This is a genomic window from Planococcus shenhongbingii, from assembly GCF_030413635.1.
In the GTDB taxonomy this organism is placed as follows: domain Bacteria; phylum Bacillota; class Bacilli; order Bacillales_A; family Planococcaceae; genus Planococcus; species Planococcus shenhongbingii.
This window is the reverse complement of sequence record NZ_CP129235.1, coordinates 325,673-342,410: the sequence shown is the minus strand read 5'-3', so window position 1 is coordinate 342,410 and position 16,738 is coordinate 325,673. Positions and strand designations below refer to the sequence as shown.

At 46.1% G+C, this 16,738-nt stretch carries 18 protein-coding genes; 5 read left to right on the top strand and 13 right to left on the bottom strand.

Translation table 11 applies throughout. From position 1 onward, the window contains the following. The first annotated feature begins 36 nt into the window (after positions 1 to 36). Both QWY16_RS01830 and QWY16_RS01825 read left to right on the top strand, forming a co-directional pair. Positions 37 to 258: a transcriptional regulator gene (locus QWY16_RS01830; protein ID WP_300991160.1), complete on the top strand. Its 222-nt coding sequence runs from the start codon at positions 37 to 39 to the stop codon at positions 256 to 258. 64 nt (positions 259 to 322) lie between these two features. Further along, positions 323 to 763, top strand: coding sequence for a YtoQ family protein (locus QWY16_RS01825; protein ID WP_300991159.1), 441 nt, complete (start codon positions 323 to 325; stop codon positions 761 to 763). A gap of 191 nt (positions 764 to 954) precedes the next feature. Here the strand turns inward: QWY16_RS01825 and QWY16_RS01820 are convergent, their stop codons facing one another. The 12 genes from QWY16_RS01820 to QWY16_RS01765 form a co-directional block, all read right to left on the bottom strand. Then, a complete protein-coding gene (locus QWY16_RS01820) occupies positions 955 to 1,263 on the bottom strand; it encodes a DUF4870 domain-containing protein (RefSeq protein WP_300991158.1) in 309 nt (102 codons plus the stop codon). A gap of 72 nt (positions 1,264 to 1,335) precedes the next feature. After that, positions 1,336 to 2,316: a zinc-binding dehydrogenase gene (locus QWY16_RS01815; protein WP_300991157.1), complete on the bottom strand. Its 981-nt coding sequence runs from the start codon at positions 2,314 to 2,316 to the stop codon at positions 1,336 to 1,338. Positions 2,317 to 2,451: 135 nt separating this feature from the next. Further along, positions 2,452 to 3,393, bottom strand: a complete 942-nt coding sequence (locus tag QWY16_RS01810; protein ID WP_300991156.1) for an MBL fold metallo-hydrolase — start codon at positions 3,391 to 3,393, stop codon at positions 2,452 to 2,454. Between the two features lie 21 nt (positions 3,394 to 3,414). Beyond that, the gene (locus QWY16_RS01805) at positions 3,415 to 4,389 is read right to left on the bottom strand and encodes a quinone oxidoreductase family protein (protein ID WP_300991155.1); all 975 of its coding nucleotides are present in this window, start codon (positions 4,387 to 4,389) and stop codon (positions 3,415 to 3,417) included. 11 nt (positions 4,390 to 4,400) lie between these two features. Further along, complete coding sequence (locus tag QWY16_RS01800; protein ID WP_300991153.1) at positions 4,401 to 6,173, bottom strand: acyl-CoA dehydrogenase FadE; 1,773 nt, start codon at positions 6,171 to 6,173, stop codon at positions 4,401 to 4,403. Between the two features lie 15 nt (positions 6,174 to 6,188). Then, the gene (locus tag QWY16_RS01795; protein ID WP_300991152.1) at positions 6,189 to 7,256 is read right to left on the bottom strand and encodes a phosphotransferase family protein; all 1,068 of its coding nucleotides are present in this window, start codon (positions 7,254 to 7,256) and stop codon (positions 6,189 to 6,191) included. 3 nt (positions 7,257 to 7,259) lie between these two features. Further along, a complete protein-coding gene (locus QWY16_RS01790) occupies positions 7,260 to 7,667 on the bottom strand; it encodes an acyl-CoA thioesterase (RefSeq protein WP_300991151.1) in 408 nt (135 codons plus the stop codon). 11 nt (positions 7,668 to 7,678) lie between these two features. Next, positions 7,679 to 8,458 (bottom strand): enoyl-CoA hydratase/isomerase family protein, encoded by a 780-nt coding sequence (locus QWY16_RS01785; protein ID WP_300991150.1) that lies wholly within the window; start codon positions 8,456 to 8,458, stop codon positions 7,679 to 7,681. Continuing rightward, positions 8,455 to 9,342 (bottom strand): 3-hydroxyacyl-CoA dehydrogenase family protein, encoded by an 888-nt coding sequence (locus QWY16_RS01780; RefSeq protein ID WP_300991149.1) that lies wholly within the window; start codon positions 9,340 to 9,342, stop codon positions 8,455 to 8,457. The genes QWY16_RS01785 and QWY16_RS01780 overlap by 4 nt, the downstream gene beginning before the upstream one ends. A gap of 20 nt (positions 9,343 to 9,362) precedes the next feature. Then, positions 9,363 to 9,920 (bottom strand): TetR/AcrR family transcriptional regulator, encoded by a 558-nt coding sequence (locus QWY16_RS01775; protein WP_300991148.1) that lies wholly within the window; start codon positions 9,918 to 9,920, stop codon positions 9,363 to 9,365. An 80-nt stretch (positions 9,921 to 10,000) separates the two neighbouring features. Further along, complete coding sequence (locus tag QWY16_RS01770; protein WP_300991147.1) at positions 10,001 to 10,774, bottom strand: SDR family oxidoreductase; 774 nt, start codon at positions 10,772 to 10,774, stop codon at positions 10,001 to 10,003. A 167-nt stretch (positions 10,775 to 10,941) separates the two neighbouring features. Beyond that, on the bottom strand, positions 10,942 to 11,892 hold the full coding sequence (locus tag QWY16_RS01765) for a threonine/serine dehydratase family protein (protein ID WP_300991146.1): 951 nt from the start codon (positions 11,890 to 11,892) through the stop codon (positions 10,942 to 10,944). Positions 11,893 to 12,045: 153 nt separating this feature from the next. Between QWY16_RS01765 and QWY16_RS01760 the strand changes: the two genes are divergently transcribed. The 3 genes from QWY16_RS01760 to QWY16_RS01750 all read left to right on the top strand — a co-directional run bounded on the left by QWY16_RS01760 (position 12,046) and on the right by QWY16_RS01750 (position 15,751). Next, positions 12,046 to 12,603: an SLOG family protein gene (locus QWY16_RS01760; protein WP_300991145.1), complete on the top strand. Its 558-nt coding sequence runs from the start codon at positions 12,046 to 12,048 to the stop codon at positions 12,601 to 12,603. Positions 12,604 to 12,712: 109 nt separating this feature from the next. Continuing rightward, a complete protein-coding gene (locus tag QWY16_RS01755; protein ID WP_300991144.1) occupies positions 12,713 to 14,206 on the top strand; it encodes a glycine betaine uptake BCCT transporter in 1,494 nt (497 codons plus the stop codon). Between the two features lie 165 nt (positions 14,207 to 14,371). Beyond that, entirely contained in the window at positions 14,372 to 15,751 is a 1,380-nt protein-coding gene (locus QWY16_RS01750; RefSeq protein ID WP_300993233.1) for a Glu/Leu/Phe/Val family dehydrogenase, read from the top strand. 39 nt (positions 15,752 to 15,790) lie between these two features. On the opposite strand, the gene QWY16_RS01745 is transcribed toward QWY16_RS01750, so the two are convergent. Beyond that, positions 15,791 to 16,705, bottom strand: a complete 915-nt coding sequence (locus tag QWY16_RS01745) for a catalase family peroxidase (protein WP_300991143.1) — start codon at positions 16,703 to 16,705, stop codon at positions 15,791 to 15,793. Positions 16,706 to 16,738 lie beyond the last annotated feature (33 nt).

The following is a 16,738-nucleotide window of genomic DNA, read 5'->3' as shown; positions in this document are numbered from 1 at the left end:
ATAGGAACAAACGTTCTATTAAGGGAGTGAAAATTGATGAAAGCACAGATTCTTAAAGCTTTTAAGCATCAGCAGCTAATCGATATGATGTATATGGCGAACGATGGAAGCTTCAGCAAACGCCGCATAAAAATTTTAAAAGTAAGCGGCGACTCGTTTCAAGCATATTGCTTTCTCCGGAACAAAAAACGCACGTTCAAAATAGAAAATGTGCTTTCATTGATTCCGGTAGAGCGCAAAGAGCGCCAAATAATCTGATAGATGCCCTCCCAATTCCCGTCTTATGATACACTGAAGGAAATGGATTTTGGGAGGTAGCATCATGCGATTAACTGTTTATCTTGCTGGAGAAATTCATAGTTCGTGGCGCGAGGAAATCAAGAAAAAATCACTGGCGCTAAAGTTGCCGGTCGACTTTGTGGGGCCGATGGAAGACCATGAGCGTTCTGACAACATCGGCGAGGAGATTCTAGGTGAACAGCCGAATGCTGTTTTCAAAGACGAAGCCGCCTCAAGCTTCAATAACCTGCGGACCGGCGTCCTGATCCATAAAGCAGATCTCGTCATTGCCCTTTTCGGCGAGCAGTACAAACAATGGAACACAGCAATGGATGCCAGCAGCGCAATTGCATCCGGCAAACCGCTGATTCTGATCCGTCCAGAAAAATTGCACCATCCACTTAAGGAACTGTCGCGCAAAGCAAGCGCCACCGTCGAGACTGTCGACCAGGCGATTAAAGCTTTGGCTTATATTCTCGAATAATAGAAAACCCGGCCATCTATACTCATCGATGGCCGGGTTTTCTATTGGTTTTAGAAATGCGATTCATTCATCTAAAAATACGACCAGTAACAGATAAAATACGACTCATTACTCGTAAAATATGACCAGTAGTGGCAAAAACACGACTCTGGAGAAGTTTCCCACAAAAAAGCCCTTAAAAGGGCTCTTTTTTATTGGTACCAAGATCCAACAATCGGATAATCGAATTTGTCGTTGTTCAATGCTCTGACAATGCCCATAATCGGCACAATAACTGTCATTAAACCGAAGATGATTAGCATCGGAATTCCAATGACCACAAACATCAGCAAGAACGAAATAAACAACAAGACACTCATCACAACTTGAAACAGCAAAGCTTGGATTGCCAACTTTTTCACTTCACGGTCTTCGGTAATGAGAAACACAATAAACGGCACCAAAAATGGGGCAAAGAACGCACTGGCATGGACAAGTACTTTCAAACCGGTATTCTCCATTACATTCATCTCCAGTCTTTTTCTAATAATATACTTACGGCTGACTGGCTGAAAAGTTTCAAAAGTTGAACATTATTTAATGTGCAAAACAACTTTGCCGAATTGTTTTCCACGGCTCAAATGGTCAAACGCCTCCTGCGCATTTTCCAGATCAAAAACCTGGTCGATCACTGGATGCGTATTGTGTTTTTCCATATGCGCCAGCATGTCGCGCAGTTCTTCGCGGCTGCCCATTGTTGAACCGAACAATTGGTATTGCCCGTAAAAGAAACTGCGAAGATTAAAATCGACGTTGTCATCCGTTGTAGCACCAAAAATGACAATGCGGCCGCCTTTTTTCAAGACATCCAACGACCGGTTGAATGTTGCTGCACCGACACTGTCAATCACGAGATCGATGGTTTCATCCGCCAGTTCCTGCTTCCAGTCGCTGTCTGTCGCAATGGCACGATCCGCCCCGATTTCAAGTGCGTGTTTTCTTTTTTCATCGCTTCTTGACGTGACAATTACCCGAGCACCTTCATTTTTAGCAAATTGAATCAAATACGTTGCGACACCGCTGCCGGCACCGGGAATAAAAAGCGTCTCCCCTTTTTTCACTGCGCCTTTTGTAAACAACGCCCGGTATCCTGTCAAGCCTGCCAGCGCCAAAGAACCGGCTTCTTCCCACGATAAATACCCAGGCTTTTTCTCAACTTGTTCCGCAGACAACGCTACCTTTTCAGCAAATGTTCCGTGATCAGGCATCCCCAGAATGTCAAACTCGGCTGGCGGCGCTTCACTATTCTCATACCAACGGAGCGCCGGATTGATGATCACTTCATCTCCAACGGAGAGTCCACTGACTCCTTCTCCGACCGCTTCAATAATGCCTGCTCCATCAGAGCCGATGATGAGTGCTTCCGGCCGGTTGCCATAACGCTTCGGCAGCCCTAAATCGCGCCGATTAATGCCTGCGGTCTTTAACCCAACCACCACTTCGCCGGCTTTCAATTCCGGCTCCTTCATATCTTTCACTTTCAATTCACCAGATTCTATGACAAATGCTTTCACTTACATCACCCTTCCTCTGTTATCAACTTACTCTATCTTCAGTTTAACAGTTCTCAGGATGCTTTTTCCTTTAAAAGCCTTTTTTAAACAGGTATGCCTTTTTATATCAGCATTGTTCCGGCTGGACAGCTTCCGCTAGCAGCTTCTGTATCGCCAAACTTTATTCTCTATTTCCCGTTCACATTCTCCTGCATGACGCAGAAACTCCAAATGAGCCAAGGTTTCACCTACCGCAAAACGCATTTCATGAACCGTCAATGGCCGCTTGAAAAGCCGTTCACATGTTTCGTAGACTGTCGAAGCTGCTTGAATTGCATCGAACGTTTCTTCGAGCCGCTCGCTATGATGTCTCTTCAATTCCTCAATACGGCTATTGGCGCCGTAAAACGGCTTGCCGTGCGACGGGATCACAAATTCAGCATCCAGTTTTTTCATTTTGTCTAAGGATGCTAAATAAGATGCCAGCGGATTTTTATTTCCATGGTACCAATAAGAAATATTCGGCGTGATTTTCGGAAGAATATGGTCTGCGGAAAGCAGCACATTTTTATCTTTATTATAAAAGCAAACCATGCCGTCTGAATGGCCTGGCACAAAGATTACTTCATATTCAAAGAGCCCAATCCGGACTTTTTCGCCTTCTTCGAAATAGTGGCCAATTTTCGGCAGCGGATTTACAAGCTCTTGAAAACCTGCAGTATTGCCTGCCAGTTGTTCTGACATCTCATCCGGCACTCCAGAAATGCTGTAATGCTCAGGCATCGTCTCTAAAAAACGAGACTGCCAAGAAGACAGACCCAAATCGGCATCTGTCTTCGTCATTGACACTTTTGCTCCCGTCCTTTCCTGAAGTCCTCCGGCATATCCAAAATGATCCGGATGGTAATGGGTAATCAGCAAATTCGTCACATTCCGCTTTCCAATGGTCTGCTCCCATAACTTTCTTGTATAGTCATTGTTCAATCCAGCATCGATAATCGTCCAGCCCGTCTCATCTTCTGCCATAAAGCAATTAACATGGTTCAAGCGGAATGGCAAATCGATGCGGACAGCCTCAATCCCTAATTGGTCAAGCATGTAACCCCTTCTTTCCAGAAATTACGGTTTTAACACCAGTTTGCCGATGGTTTTTCGCCCTTGCAATAATCGATGTACTTCTGCTGCTTCTTCAAGCGGATAAGTCCCGCCGATTGTCAGTTTCAAATCGCCGTTCGCCATGTAGCCAAGCAATTCTTTAAAGCTGCTTTGGAACAATTCGGGTTTGCGCATGATCTGCGGCAGGAAAAAGCCGATAACGGACTGGTTTTTCCGCATCAACTGGCCGGGATGGAACGTTGCCTGCTCGCCGCTGGCCGCACCGAAAATCACCAGCCGGCCGAACGGAGCAAGACATTTTACTGTCTGATTGAATACTTCACCGCCGACCATTTCAAGCGCTACGTCGACGCCTTTGCCTTCAGTGATTTCTTTTACTTTGTCCACCCAGCCGTCTTCGGAGTAATTCACTAGATGTGTCGCTCCCATGGATTTAGCATGGGCAAGCTTTTCCTTGGTACTTGCCGTCGCAATGATTTTTCCCGCTCCGAATAGCTTCGCGAGCTGAACCGCAATCGTGCCCACTCCGCCGGCAGCCGCATGGATCAAGACACTTTCTCCCGGTTCCAGGCGCCCCATCGTTTTCAAGATGTGATAAGCGCTCAAGCCTTGAAGCGGCAAAGCGACCGCTTGTTCATCATCCACCCCGTCCGGGATAGGCGTTAATATCCGTTCATTTACTGCGACGTATTCAGAGTAGCCATCGGATTCAACCAACGCCACCACCCGGTCTCCTTTCCGGAATTTTCTTACGCCGCTTCCGGTTTCCACAATAACGCCGGCTATTTCTGATCCGGGCACATACGGAAGCTTCGTCGGCACTACATATTTCCCTTCGCGCCTTGCGGTATCAGCATAATTGACGCCGCTCGCCTTCACTTCGATCAGCACTTCATTTTCTGCCGGCTGAGGCTTGGCGGTTTCTGTCCACTGCAAGACCTCCGGACCGCCAAACTTCTCAAATTTTATAACTTTCATCCATGTTCCTCCTAGGAAATATATTGTTCTGCAGACAGTATTTTTTCTGCAATGGCTCGTTTTGCCGCTTTTCCGCCTGCCCGCTGCAATCGGCTCAGCTCACCCGAAAGCATCCGTACATTGTCGTGAAGACCTTTTTCTGAAACAGTTCCTTGAAGCAATTTTCGGGCATTCATTTCCACTTCCAATAACGCATCATCCACCAGCGATTTTACCAGCTGTATTTTAAAGGCCGCTGTTTCCTCACCTTGTGCTTTAACGGATTTTACTGTTCTGAGCACGGCCGATTCTACTGCAAACAGGGTGATGCCAATGCCTGCAAGTTTCATCAATGTTTCCTGTTCTTCACTAAGTGCGCTTCCATATGTCTCGTAGGCAGCTCCTGCGCATAGCAGAAACACTCGCCGTATGGCACGGACCGCCTCTATTTCCCGGGAAATAACGCCAATCGACTCCACTTTCGGCGACTTGAGTTCTGACAGTGCCTGTTTGACCGCTTCTGTAAGCGGTGCTTGGCCTTTCACAGCTGCTTTTAGAAGATTGCCTGGAATGATCAGGCGATTCACTTCATTGGTCCCTTCAAAAATCCGGTTGATGCGCGAATCGCGGTACATTTGCTCAATTTTATACTCTTTGATAAAACCGTAGCCTCCATGCAATTGCAGCGCTTCATCGGCAATATAATCAAGCGTCTCGGAACCATACACTTTGCAGACAGCACATTCAGTGGCATATTCCGTCATCCGTTTCGCCACGAGCCCCTGGTCCTCGGATTCATATAATCCGCCAAGCGCTTCCTCTAAATAACCAGCAGTCCGGTATTGGAGCGATTCAGAAGCATAAATGCGGAGCGCCATATCGGCAATTTTCTCCTGAGTCGCTGTAAAGTCGGCAATGGCTCTGCCAAACTGGTGGCGCTCTTTCGTATATGTGACCGTTTGCTCTAGGCCGTATTTTGCTGCCCCCATCGTTGCAGACCCTAAATTATAGCGTCCGAGATTCAGCACATTCAAGGCAATGACATGCCCTTTCCCAACTTCCCCAAGAAGGTTTTCAACGGGCACTTCACAATCGTCAAAAATCACTGTCCTGGTGGATGAGCCTTTGATGCCCATTTTCTGTTCTTCCGCTCCAAGCGATAAACCTGGAAAATCTTTTTCCACGATAAACGCTGTAAATGCCGTGCCATCCACTTTTGCGTACACGATGAATGTATCGGAAAATGCCGCATTGGTGATGAACATTTTCATGCCATTCAGTATGTAATGGGTCCCAGCTTCGTTAAGCTTTGCAGTGGTCTTTGCCGCCAAGGCATCCGACCCCGCATTCGGTTCGGTTAAGCAATAGGCTCCGATGAATTCTCCTGAAGCAAGCTTTGGCAGATATTTTTCTTTTTGCTCCGCTGTTCCAAAATAGGTAATGGGCAATGTCGCAATGCACGTATGATTTGAATGCGCTACACTATAGCTTCCTGCTGCCCCCAACACTTCCCCGACAATGCCTTTGCTTATTTTATCGAGACCCAGGCCTCCATATCGCTCTGGTATGCTATGCGCCAAAAGCCCAAGTGCGCCGGCTTTTTCAAGCAGCTCTTTAACTGCTCCAAAATCCTGCTGCTCGATTTGTTCATTACGGGGGCGCACTTCAGTTTCTAAAAACCGCTTAGCAGTCTTTGCAATCAGCGTATGCTCTTCCGTGAAATCCTCTGGTGTAAAAACCGACTTCGCGTCTGTTTCTTCATATAAAAAGCTCCCACCCCGGTGAGTCAATGTTTTATGCTCCATGCCGTCCAATCCCCTTTACGTTTTCTTCGCGGTTGCAAGTGCATGCTGAATAAGGCTTTTGACAAAACCGCCAAAATGGGCGAAACGCGGATCCGATGTCTGGCCCTTCTTATACCGGTAATAAATTTGCTGGCAAATGACTGCCAGTTTGAAATATGCGAATGTCAAATAAAAATGGATATTTGAGACATCCCGGCCACTTTTCTCTGCATAACGCGCAATAAACTCTTTCCGCGAATAAAATCCTTTCCCTACCGTTACGGGAGCCTTGCCAAAACCTGTTTTCAAGAGTTCAGGGTCATCGGCTTCAATCCAATAACTCATCGCCGCTCCTAAATCCGCAAGCGGATCCCCCACTGTCGTCATTTCCCAATCGAACAAGCCGGTAAGCTCTGAAAAATCGTCTGCGAACATCACATTGTTAAGCTTAAAATCATAATGGATGATGGTCGGTTCCGGCGATTTCGGAATGTTCCCAAGCATCCACGCTGACAAGTCTGCCACTTCCGGGATATCATCGGTTTTGGAACGATCATAGCGCCCTATCCAGCCGTTGACTTGGCGTTCCATAAACCCTTCCGGCTTCGCCAAATCAGCTAATGCAGTTTGGGTATAATCGATGGCATGCAGTTTGACCAGCGTATCCACCATGAGTTCTGAAATTTTGCGGCCCAGTTCTTCTGACGGTTCTGTTCCTTTTGGAAATTCTGTATCAATCACTAGGCCGTAACGCCTTTCCATGATGAAAAACGGGCTACCGACGATTGCTGAATCTTGCGAGAAAACATACGGTTTCGGTGCTGCCGGAAAAATCGGATTTAGAGCAGACAGGATTTTGAATTCCCGTTCCACGTCATGTGCTTTTGGCGCAACTGGCCCAAGCGGCGGCCTCCTTAATACTGCTTGCCATCCATTGATGGAAAGCGCATAAGTCAAATTCGAATGGCCTGCACCAAACTGACGGATTTTCAGTTCGCCATCCGGCAGCCCTTTTATATGCTCTTCCAAAAACTGCTGGAGCAAGACGCTGTTCAGCTCTTCCCCCGATCGTACAGGAATCGTGTCACGTGTTCTCCCAGCCATTTTTCACACCTCTTTTAGATGCATCTCAAGTTTTTCACGGATATGGTCGGGAAGCCGTTCACTTTTTTGCGTAGTAAAGTCAAAATAAACCGCTCCGGCATCCCCTTCCGCAATCAATTCGCCAGTTGCTGCATCCGTGATCCGATGACCGATCTTGAAACTGGAGTTGCCGATTTTCGTGACAAAAGAAGTGATTTTCAAGCGCTGATCAAAATAAGCTTGCTTGTAAAACAGGCAATTCGCTGAAATCATGATGACATTCCATTTATCAATTGTTATTTCCAGCCCCAATTCTCTAAAAAACTCAACCCGTGCTTCTTCCAGATAGATGAAATAACTGATATTGCTGACATGCCCTAATGCATCGGTTTCACTGAAGCGAACTTTTACTGTGATGTCATGTGCCATCATTCTTCACTCCTTTATCTATTCTGAAATGCCGGTTTTCTTTTTTCGATAAACGCTTTTACTCCTTCCTGCACGTCTTCAGTCTGGAAGACTTCTTCAAAAAGTTCTGCTTCCAGGTCAATCCCTTGGTCAAGCGGCAATTCCAGGCCTTGGTCAACCGCTTTTTTGATGCGCGACAAAGCCGGCAATGAAAAACGGCCAATGCGATTCGCCATCTTCCGGGCCGTTTCCAGACCTTCTCCGCTGGCGGCCACTTTATTGACCAATCCAATACGCTCCGCTTCCACTGCAGAGACCGCTTCTCCCGTAAACATCAGTTCTTTTGCTTTCGCTTCTCCAACAAGCCTCGGTAAACGCTGAGTTCCACCACCGCCAGGAAATAGCCCAAGCGTAATTTCCGGCAACCCAATTTGTGCATGCTCTTCTGCAATCCGAATATCACAGCACAGAGCCACTTCAAAGCCGCCACCGAGCGTCAATCCGTTCAGCATAGCAATCACCGGCTTCTCAAAATGGTCAATCCGGTTTAACACAGCATGCGTTTCAAGAAATTCCTTCTTAATTCCTTGTTTCCCGATCAATTGCGGAAACTCTTTGATATCGGCACCGGCCGCAAAAATTTTCTCTCCTTGTCCCGTAATAATCACCGCATTGACTTCTTCATCTTTTCCCAGCTCCTGAAACGCTTTGTCCAGTTCTTTGAATACTCCATTGCCGATGACATTCATCGGTGGATTGTTTATCGTGATGACCGCATAATGGTCTATCTTTTCAATATTCAGCAGTTGTGTCATGGCGCTTTCACCTCATCTTTTTTATAATCATAAAAGCCCTTTCCGGTTTTCCGGCCAAGTTCCCTAGCCTTTACTTTCTCTTCAATAAAAGCAGGAGGCTTATCCGCCGGGTCTCCGGTTTCCGAGTATTGCTGTTGCATGACGTAATAAACCACGTCTATGCCGGACAAATCCATTAATTCAAATGGACCGATTGGATGCCGAAGTGCTTTTTTTACAATTAAATCAATTTCCTTGAAATCGGCAATGCCTTCTTCGTACAAATGAATTGCTTCTTTTTGAAGCGCTCCGAGAATCCGGTTCGCGACAAAGCCTGAAATTTCTTTCCGCAGCAACACTCCTGTACGGTTGATCCTTTTGCATAATTCGAGTGAAATTTGTGCAGTGTCTTCGGATGTTTTTTCGCTCATGACCACTTCGACACAATCCATGACCAGCGGCGGAAAAAAGAAGTGCATATTGCAGACTTTCTCAGGGCGACCTGTCACTTCTGCCAGCAATGAATTGACGATTGTTGAACTGTTTGATGCAAGGATGGCATGTTTCGGAGCAATATGATCCAATTGCTTGAAAATCTCACGCTTTACCTCTAATTTTTCGGTCACAGCTTCAATCACGTAATCGGCATCGCCAGCCGCTTTTTCCAAGTCACTGGTAAATTGCAGCCGATTAAAAGCTTCTACTTTTTCGGGTTCCGTGATTTTCTGTTTCAGCACCCACTGGCCCATGAGTATTTCCAATGCTTTCCGAGCTTTTATCAAAGCTTCTTCATCAATATCAAAAAGCGCTGTATGAATGCCGCCAAGTGCGCATAGCATCGCAATTTGATGTCCCATCTGCCCTGCTCCGATTACCGCTATTTTATGGATCCGCAAATCATTCACTGCTGTTCTCCTCCTTCAAGTTAAGTAATCCCGTTCAATATCAGGTCGCTGTAGATTGCTGCCAAACGCTCGGCGGATATTTCGCCGTTCGGGTTGAACCATTGGTAACTCCAGTTTGTGACTCCCAAAATAGCGAATGCCACAATATCAGGCGGCATTTCATTCCGAAACTCCCCTTCCTCAATTCCCTGGGAAATCAGCTTTTCAATATTCAGCCGGAATTGTTCCCGTTTCTTCTTCACTTTTTCTGCATTTTCGGAAGCCAAATGCCTCATTTCTCTGAAAAAGACCCGGGCGCTCGGCCCATGATCTTGGATGTCGCCTATCAGCAGTTCCACAATCGCTTGAAGCTTTTCCCGATTGTACATCTCGGTTTCCTGGATTGCTTCCTGTCTTCTCAGCAAATCGTCGATATAATTTGAATGGATATCCATTAAAAGCTGCTCTTTACTTGGAAAGTAATAATAGAAAGTTCCCTTTGTAACTCCGAGAACATCCACGATATCCTGAATGGATGTCTCACTAAAGCCCTTTTGCTCGAATAGCAGTATGCTTTGCTGTTTGATTTTTGCTTTCATGCTTTCCCCCGCCATTCTTTATCTCGCTTAATATTGAAGTTTCTCTTTATCCCGCTTTAACGGGCAGTAGGACTCCCGCTTCAGATGGCGTGCATGCCGCCGTCTACAATCACTACATCTCCGGTCACATAATCCGAAGCCTTTGAAGCTAAAAACACTGCTGCCCCTTTCAGGTCTTCTTCCGTGCCAAACCGACGCAATGGCGTCTGATCGAGCAATCGGTCGCCGCCTTGTTCAATCAGCGCTTTCGACATTTTTGTCGGGAAAAATCCTGGTGCTAGTGCATTGACGTTTATATTGAACTGGCCCCACTTGGCTGCTAAATCCTTTGTGAAAGTGATGACAGCCCCTTTGCTGGTATTGTAGCCAATAGTATCCATCAAGCGCGGATCGATTCCACCAAGGCCGGCTACAGACGCAATGTTGATGATCTTGCCGCTTTTTTGCCGGATCATCGTTTCTCCCACTTCACGGCTCATGAGAAATGTACCGGTTACGTTGACTTCCATAACTTTATGCCAGGCATCCAGCGGCATATCGAGGACAGGAGCCCCCCATGTAGCCCCGGAATTATTGACTAAAATATCGATTGTGCCAAACTCCTCCAGCGTTTTTCGGACTACTCTTTTAACGTCTTCGGGATTTGTAACATCACAGACAAGCGCAAGAGATTTAACGCCTTTTTGCTTCAACTGTTCACTGATTTCTTCGCAAGCGTCTAATTTTCTTGAGCATACAACTACATTTGCGCCTGCCTCTGCGAAACCTTCAGCGATTTGTGCTCCCAATCCCCGACCGCCTCCTGTTACAATTGCCGTCTTGCCTTCCAATTTGAAAAGATCCAGTACGTTCATCCCATCATTCCCCCATCCGTCTCTTATAGCGTTCCGTTACTAACCGGTCGGTATGTTCAGAATACTTAAATATATGTTAACGCTTTCATTTTTAGAATGCAAGACACGGTACGAGGATTTTCTCCATAAAAAATAACCGATAGACTGGCTCTTCACCAATCCATCGGTCATTCCGGCAAAAACGTTTGAATTTGCTTTAAATCCACATTGCCTCCAGATAAAACAATGGCAATTTTTTTGCCGTGAACTCCTAATTTCCCTGCCAACATAGCAGCGACTGCGGCAGCACCCGAAGGTTCAACCAATTGCTTCGTCCGCTCCAGCATGAATTGAAAAGCTTCTTTGATTTCTTCCTCCGTGACTAACACCAAATCGTCCAGATATTCCTGCAAAATAGGAAACGTCAACTGTCCAGGTTGTGAAGTGCGCAAGCCATCTGCAATTGTCGAGGTTCTGGAAATGGCAGTGATGTGTTTGTTCGCCAGAGACAAGTATGTATCGTTGGCGGTATCCGGCTCAACCCCAATGACCCGGATATCCGGATTAATTCCTTTTATGGCAATCAAGATTCCACTGATTAATCCACCGCCGCCGATTGGAACGACAATGATATCGAGATCCGCTACTTGCTCCAGCAGTTCGAGGCCAAGCGTTCCTTGACCGGCGATTACATGCGGATGATCATACGGCGGGATGTAGATGCCATTGTTTTCTTCTGCCAATTGCGTGGCTTTTGGAATCCGTTCAGCCGAAGTCAGCCCACAGTAAATAACTTTTCCGTTATACCCTTCAATCGCCAACACTTTTGCCCGGTTCGCGTCTTCCGGCACAACGATAGCCGCGGGTACTCCAAGCTGATCGGCAATGTACGCCACTGCTTGTCCATGATTCCCGGAAGAAGCCGCTGTAATGAATTCCGCCCCTTCTTTGACAGCTTGCTTCACTGCATTCGCAGCTCCTCGTATTTTGAATGAGCCCGTTTTTTGCAGATGCTCCGATTTTAAATAAATTTGGTTTCCAGTCCGTCCATTTAAAAGACTAGACGTTAAGACAGGCGTTTTGTGGATCATCCCCGCAATCTCATTTCGTGCTCTTTTTACATCATCAAGGTTTACCATATAGTCCCCCTCCTTATAATGGCCCCATCTTATCACAGTTAGCAAAAGCAGTAAGACTTTTCAGTTTTCACAAGCAGGCAGCACGGGTACAAATAAGGGAAAGAGTGAGGTAAAATGATAAGCTAAGCATTCTGCTTGAAAGGAGAATTATAAATGCTGAAACGATTGGTTATTACCGGATATAAACAACATGAACTTGGAATTTTCGACGATAAGCACCCCGGCGTTCAATTTATCAAAAAAGCGCTTGAAAATCGCTTGCGTGTTCTGCTGGATGAAGGTTTGGAATGGGTCATAATAAGCGGCCAACTTGGGGTAGAAACATGGGCAGCAGAAGTCGTTTTGGATTTGCAGGAAGAATTCCCTGAATTAAAATATGCAGTGCTCACGCCTTTTCTCGACCAGGAAAAGAAATGGAATGAAGCGAAGCAGGAAAAATACCAAATGATTCTTGAAAATGCAGATTTCCACCGCAGCTTGACTAACCGCCCATACGAAGCGCCGTGGCAATTTATCGAGAAAAACAAGTTTTTCTTGCGCAATTCAGACGGCATTCTGATTGTTTATGATGAAGAAATGGACGGCTCTCCTAAATATACCAAAAAAGAAGCTGAGCTTTACGCTGAAAAGAATGACTATGAAGTCATGACAATAACTGCCGACGACTTGCGGGTAGTGACCGAAGAAGAGCAGATGAACGAATGGGACTGAAGAAACTCTTCTTTCAGGAACTTCTGCGCTTTCCGGCAATTAGTTGACCCAAACAATTATTTTCGGTAACCTTATGAACTATGCCTTATAAAAACCTGAAGGAGGAATTATGAAGAAAGCTTCGAAAGTATTTTACATCACGTTTGCTTTAGTTATTTTGACTGTCGCCTTTGGCGTCATAGCACCTGGAACCTTTGAAAAAGCGACTGGCAGCATCCGCAGTTTCATCGATGCAAGCTTTGGCTGGTATTACTTGATGTTAATGGGAGTAATTCTGATTTTAGTCTTTGTTATCATCATCAGTCCTTACGGAAAAATCCGGCTTGGAAAAGATACGGACCGGCCGGAATTCTCGACAATCTCCTGGGTCTCCATGCTGTTCTCTGCAGGGATGGGAATCGGACTTGTGTTTTATGGCGCTTCTGAGCCGCTCAGCCATTTCGCGGTGCAGCCGGCCACCGCTGAACCTGGAACCGATGAGGCTTTTAAAGAATCTCTTCAGCGCACTTACTATCATTGGGGAATCCATGTTTGGGCGATGTACGGAATCGTTGCATTGGCATTAGCCTTTTTCCAGTTCCGCAAAGGAGAACCTGCGTTAATTTCATCAACACTGAAGCCGATTTTCGGTAAGAAAATGGAAGGGCCATTAGGAACACTTGTTGACGTGCTTGCTGTTTTTGCTACCGTCTTTGGTGTTGCAACTTCACTCGGCTTTGGCGCTGCTCAAATTAACGGCGGACTTGCATACCTGTTCGGTGTGCCACAGGAATCATGGGTCCAATTTATCATCATTTTTATCGTTACTGTCCTTTTTATCGCTTCAGCTTGGTCAGGGTTAAATAAAGGCATCAAGTATTTATCCAACACTAACATGGTGCTGGCTATCATCCTGCTAATTGCGGTCATCATTATTGGACCGACTTTGCTGATTCTCAATTTGTTCACTGAAACATTTGGAATCTATATACAAAACTTGATCGGTTTGAGTTTCCAATCAGCGCCGCTAGATGCTGAAAACCGCTCATGGCTGAATATGTGGACTATTTTCTATTGGGCTTGGTGGATTTCATGGGCGCCATTTGTCAGTATGTTCATTGCCCGGATTTCCAAAGGAAGGACCATTCGCGAATTCTTGGTTGGCGTTGTATTGACACCGACCATTTTCGGTGCTTTCTGGTTTTCTGTTTTTGGTACGACAGCAATCGATATTCAAAAAAGCGGCGTCGACTTGACTGTATTCCCTACTGAACAAACTCTGTTTGCGATGTTCAATGAAATGCCGCTTGGCTTCACGATGTCACTTTTCGCTATACTGCTGGTCGGTACGTTCTTTATCACGTCTGCTGACTCAGCTACCTTCGTTCTTGGCATGCAATCAACCAACGGTTCACTTTTGCCAAGCAACCAAATTAAAATTCTTTGGGGCATTGCACAGTCGCTCGTTGCCGCCATTCTATTATCTGTTGGCGGATTGGCGGCTGTCCAGAATACTATCATTGTGGCAGCTCTTCCATTCTCTTTTGTCATGATTTTAATGATTTTCTCCTTATTCAAAGCTTTGAATGAAGAAGTTAAGCACAGCAAACCCGCAAAAAAGTAATAGCAACTCCCCTCTGGTTTCATTGCCTGGGGGCTTTTTTGTGCATAAATACTGGCAGGATGGGTATAGAGAGAATAATTAAAATATTTTGGAGGTGTCTGACAAATGGATGGAAACATTAAATCAGCTGGTCCCGGAACAGAAAACCCAACCGGTGTAGAAGAAATCGAAGGGCAGACGCGGGCGATTATCCAGAGCTCGTTGAATGCATTACTCGACAGCAAAACTTTCTTGCCGGAACTCAAAGACAGAATGCGGACACAGGCCTTCACCTCGATGAGCGCAATCCTTTCGACTCCGAACAAAATACATAAATCATTCCTTCGTATTCCGCTGGATGATGGCAGTGTAGTTCGGATTCCTTCTTTCCGTGTTCAGCATAATGACGCACTAGGGCCTTATAAAGGCGGCATCCGGTTTCATGAAAGCGTAAACGAAGAAGAAGTCGTCAATCTGGCTTTTTTGATGACTTTAAAAAATGCGCTTCACAATGTCCCATTCGGCGGAGGCAAAGGCGGCATCATCCTGAATCCGAGGCATTATTCGGAAAAGGAACTCAATCTGATTTGCCGCAAATACGTCCGTTATTTTTCAGATGTCATCGGCCCGGACAAAGATATTCCTGCACCGGATGTAGGTTCCGGGGAACGTGAAATGGACTGGATGATGGCTGAGTACAAGAAAATCAAGCATGGTTCTCCTTATCTTGGCAGTTTTACCGGAAAAAGTGTTGCTAACGGCGGATCGTTAGGGCGAAGAGAAGCCACCGGCAAGGGAGTTTACTTTACTTTCCGCTATTTGTTTTCCGACTACGTAAGGGATCACGCGGAAGAATTGGCAGCATCGGACAACCCTTTCGCTGCTACTGCCCTTGCTCACTCAAATCGGCAGCTTAAAGTGGCTGTTCAAGGATTTGGCAATGTAGGCTCTATTGCAGCATGGGAAGCTTATAGCAGCACGGAAATTGATAACCGGGTTGTCGCAGTCAGTGACCGCAATGTCACACTTTACAACGAGGACGGCTTAGACATTCCTGCGTTGATTGCCTTTGCCAACACGAATCGCGGAGATTTGCCGTCTACAATGGACCAAATAGCTCAAGCCGGGGTAGCCGCAACCCTTAAAGGCCGGGATGAGCTTCTAACATTGCCGGTTGATGTCTTGATTCTCGCCGCTTTGGAAAACCAGATCCACGAGGGAAATATGCGGGACATCCATGCACGCATTATTGTGGAAGGTGCGAATGCCCCTACCACTCAAGAAGCAGATGAATACTTAAGTGACCAAGGCGTCATTATCGTTCCGGATATTCTCGCCAATGCGGGTGGCGTTATCGTATCTTATTTGGAATGGCTGCAAGGCCGTGAAACGCAGTTCTATACCGAAGAAGAAGTATTCCGGCTGCTTCTGGCAAAAATGAAGTCGACGATGGATATCATTTTGCCGCAGTTTTTCGGAGACCCCTTCCCGCTTCGGCAAAATTGCTTTATCCATTCCGTCATGAGACTGACAACTGTCTTATACCGCCAAGGAAAACTGTACTAAACGAAAAAATGTTGAAGCCTTAATTGGCTTCAACGTTTTTTATTTTTCGCTGTTTCTCCGTTCATGGGAAATGGAATATGCGGCTCTTCGAAAATTGAGGATTTGGTCTTCTGAACATTCTATTCCTTCTGTAACAACGGTCGGATCAAATTTCAGTGAATCTGCACGCTCTGCCAGCTGAGTAAGAGTCAATTGGCCAATAGTGACTTTGCGCCGGTCTTTTGGCCAGGCAATCGTCGGATCAGCCGTTGGATCGCCTTCTTCCCCCAGCACGATATTCAACCGGAAACTGACAGGTTCTTTCTGCAAGCGGTCTTCAATTTCCCATTCATAATAGCCAAAAGGCAATGAGCCAGCATCCTTAGGCGATAAAGTTTCCATTCCTGCATCCGGCTCCCATTCATACTTGATCGGAATGCGTTTACCTTCTTGATCAATAAAGTAAAAAGCATGGATTGAATGATAGCGGCCTGTCGCAAAACTGGCAGGCGCATGCATTTTCTTAATCACTTTGATGGCAGCCCGGCTTTCCGGATATTGAATCAGCAGCTTCGCCAATTCACGAAGACGCGGCTTTCCTCTTTTGAACGATGTCACAATACCCAAAATCTTAGTAAACGCTTCCGGTGTTTTGGCAAGAAAGATTGGAGAATTGACGCCTACAATATTGGTTATCTCTCCTTCAGGCAGTTGAAATTGCACGGCCAGTCCTTTTACGGGCGACATGATATCTGTCCAAGTAGGATCCGGCGAACTATGGGAAAATCGTGCAACGGCTTTTATCTCCCCGCCTTGAAGATGCGGAGCTGTCGTATACTCTTTTGCAAGGCCATTTGCTGAAAATATTGCTTCGTATATCACACCTCTCGCATGCGCCCGCCGGTACTCAGGGTGTTCACCAAATACTTTTTCAATCCGGTCCACTGCTACTCCAGCTAGTTGTTTTTTTTCCATTTTCTCACCTCTTAACCTATGCTATACCCTTTT

Bases quoted from the DNA above. Each gene is read 5' to 3' on its own strand.
- QWY16_RS01820 (WP_300991158.1), bottom strand. From the start codon at position 1,263: ATGGAGAATACCGGTTTGAAAGTACTTGTCCATGCCAGTGCGTTCTTT.
- QWY16_RS01795 (WP_300991152.1), bottom strand. From the start codon at position 7,256: ATGGCTGGGAGAACACGTGACACGATTCCTGTACGATCGGGGGAAGAG.
- QWY16_RS01800 (WP_300991153.1), bottom strand. From the start codon at position 6,173: ATGGAGCATAAAACATTGACTCACCGGGGTGGGAGCTTTTTATATGAA.
- QWY16_RS01790 (WP_300991151.1), bottom strand. From the start codon at position 7,667: ATGATGGCACATGACATCACAGTAAAAGTTCGCTTCAGTGAAACCGAT.
- QWY16_RS01805 (WP_300991155.1), bottom strand. From the start codon at position 4,389: ATGAAAGTTATAAAATTTGAGAAGTTTGGCGGTCCGGAGGTCTTGCAG.
- QWY16_RS01745 (WP_300991143.1), bottom strand. From the start codon at position 16,705: ATGGAAAAAAAACAACTAGCTGGAGTAGCAGTGGACCGGATTGAAAAA.
- QWY16_RS01765 (WP_300991146.1), bottom strand. From the start codon at position 11,892: ATGGTAAACCTTGATGATGTAAAAAGAGCACGAAATGAGATTGCGGGG.
- QWY16_RS01825 (WP_300991159.1), top strand. From the start codon at position 323: ATGCGATTAACTGTTTATCTTGCTGGAGAAATTCATAGTTCGTGGCGC.
- QWY16_RS01770 (WP_300991147.1), bottom strand. From the start codon at position 10,774: ATGAACGTACTGGATCTTTTCAAATTGGAAGGCAAGACGGCAATTGTA.
- QWY16_RS01775 (WP_300991148.1), bottom strand. From the start codon at position 9,920: ATGAAAGCAAAAATCAAACAGCAAAGCATACTGCTATTCGAGCAAAAG.
- QWY16_RS01785 (WP_300991150.1), bottom strand. From the start codon at position 8,458: ATGACACAACTGCTGAATATTGAAAAGATAGACCATTATGCGGTCATC.
- QWY16_RS01810 (WP_300991156.1), bottom strand. From the start codon at position 3,393: ATGCTTGACCAATTAGGGATTGAGGCTGTCCGCATCGATTTGCCATTC.
- QWY16_RS01760 (WP_300991145.1), top strand. From the start codon at position 12,046: ATGCTGAAACGATTGGTTATTACCGGATATAAACAACATGAACTTGGA.
- QWY16_RS01755 (WP_300991144.1), top strand. From the start codon at position 12,713: ATGAAGAAAGCTTCGAAAGTATTTTACATCACGTTTGCTTTAGTTATT.
- QWY16_RS01830 (WP_300991160.1), top strand. From the start codon at position 37: ATGAAAGCACAGATTCTTAAAGCTTTTAAGCATCAGCAGCTAATCGAT.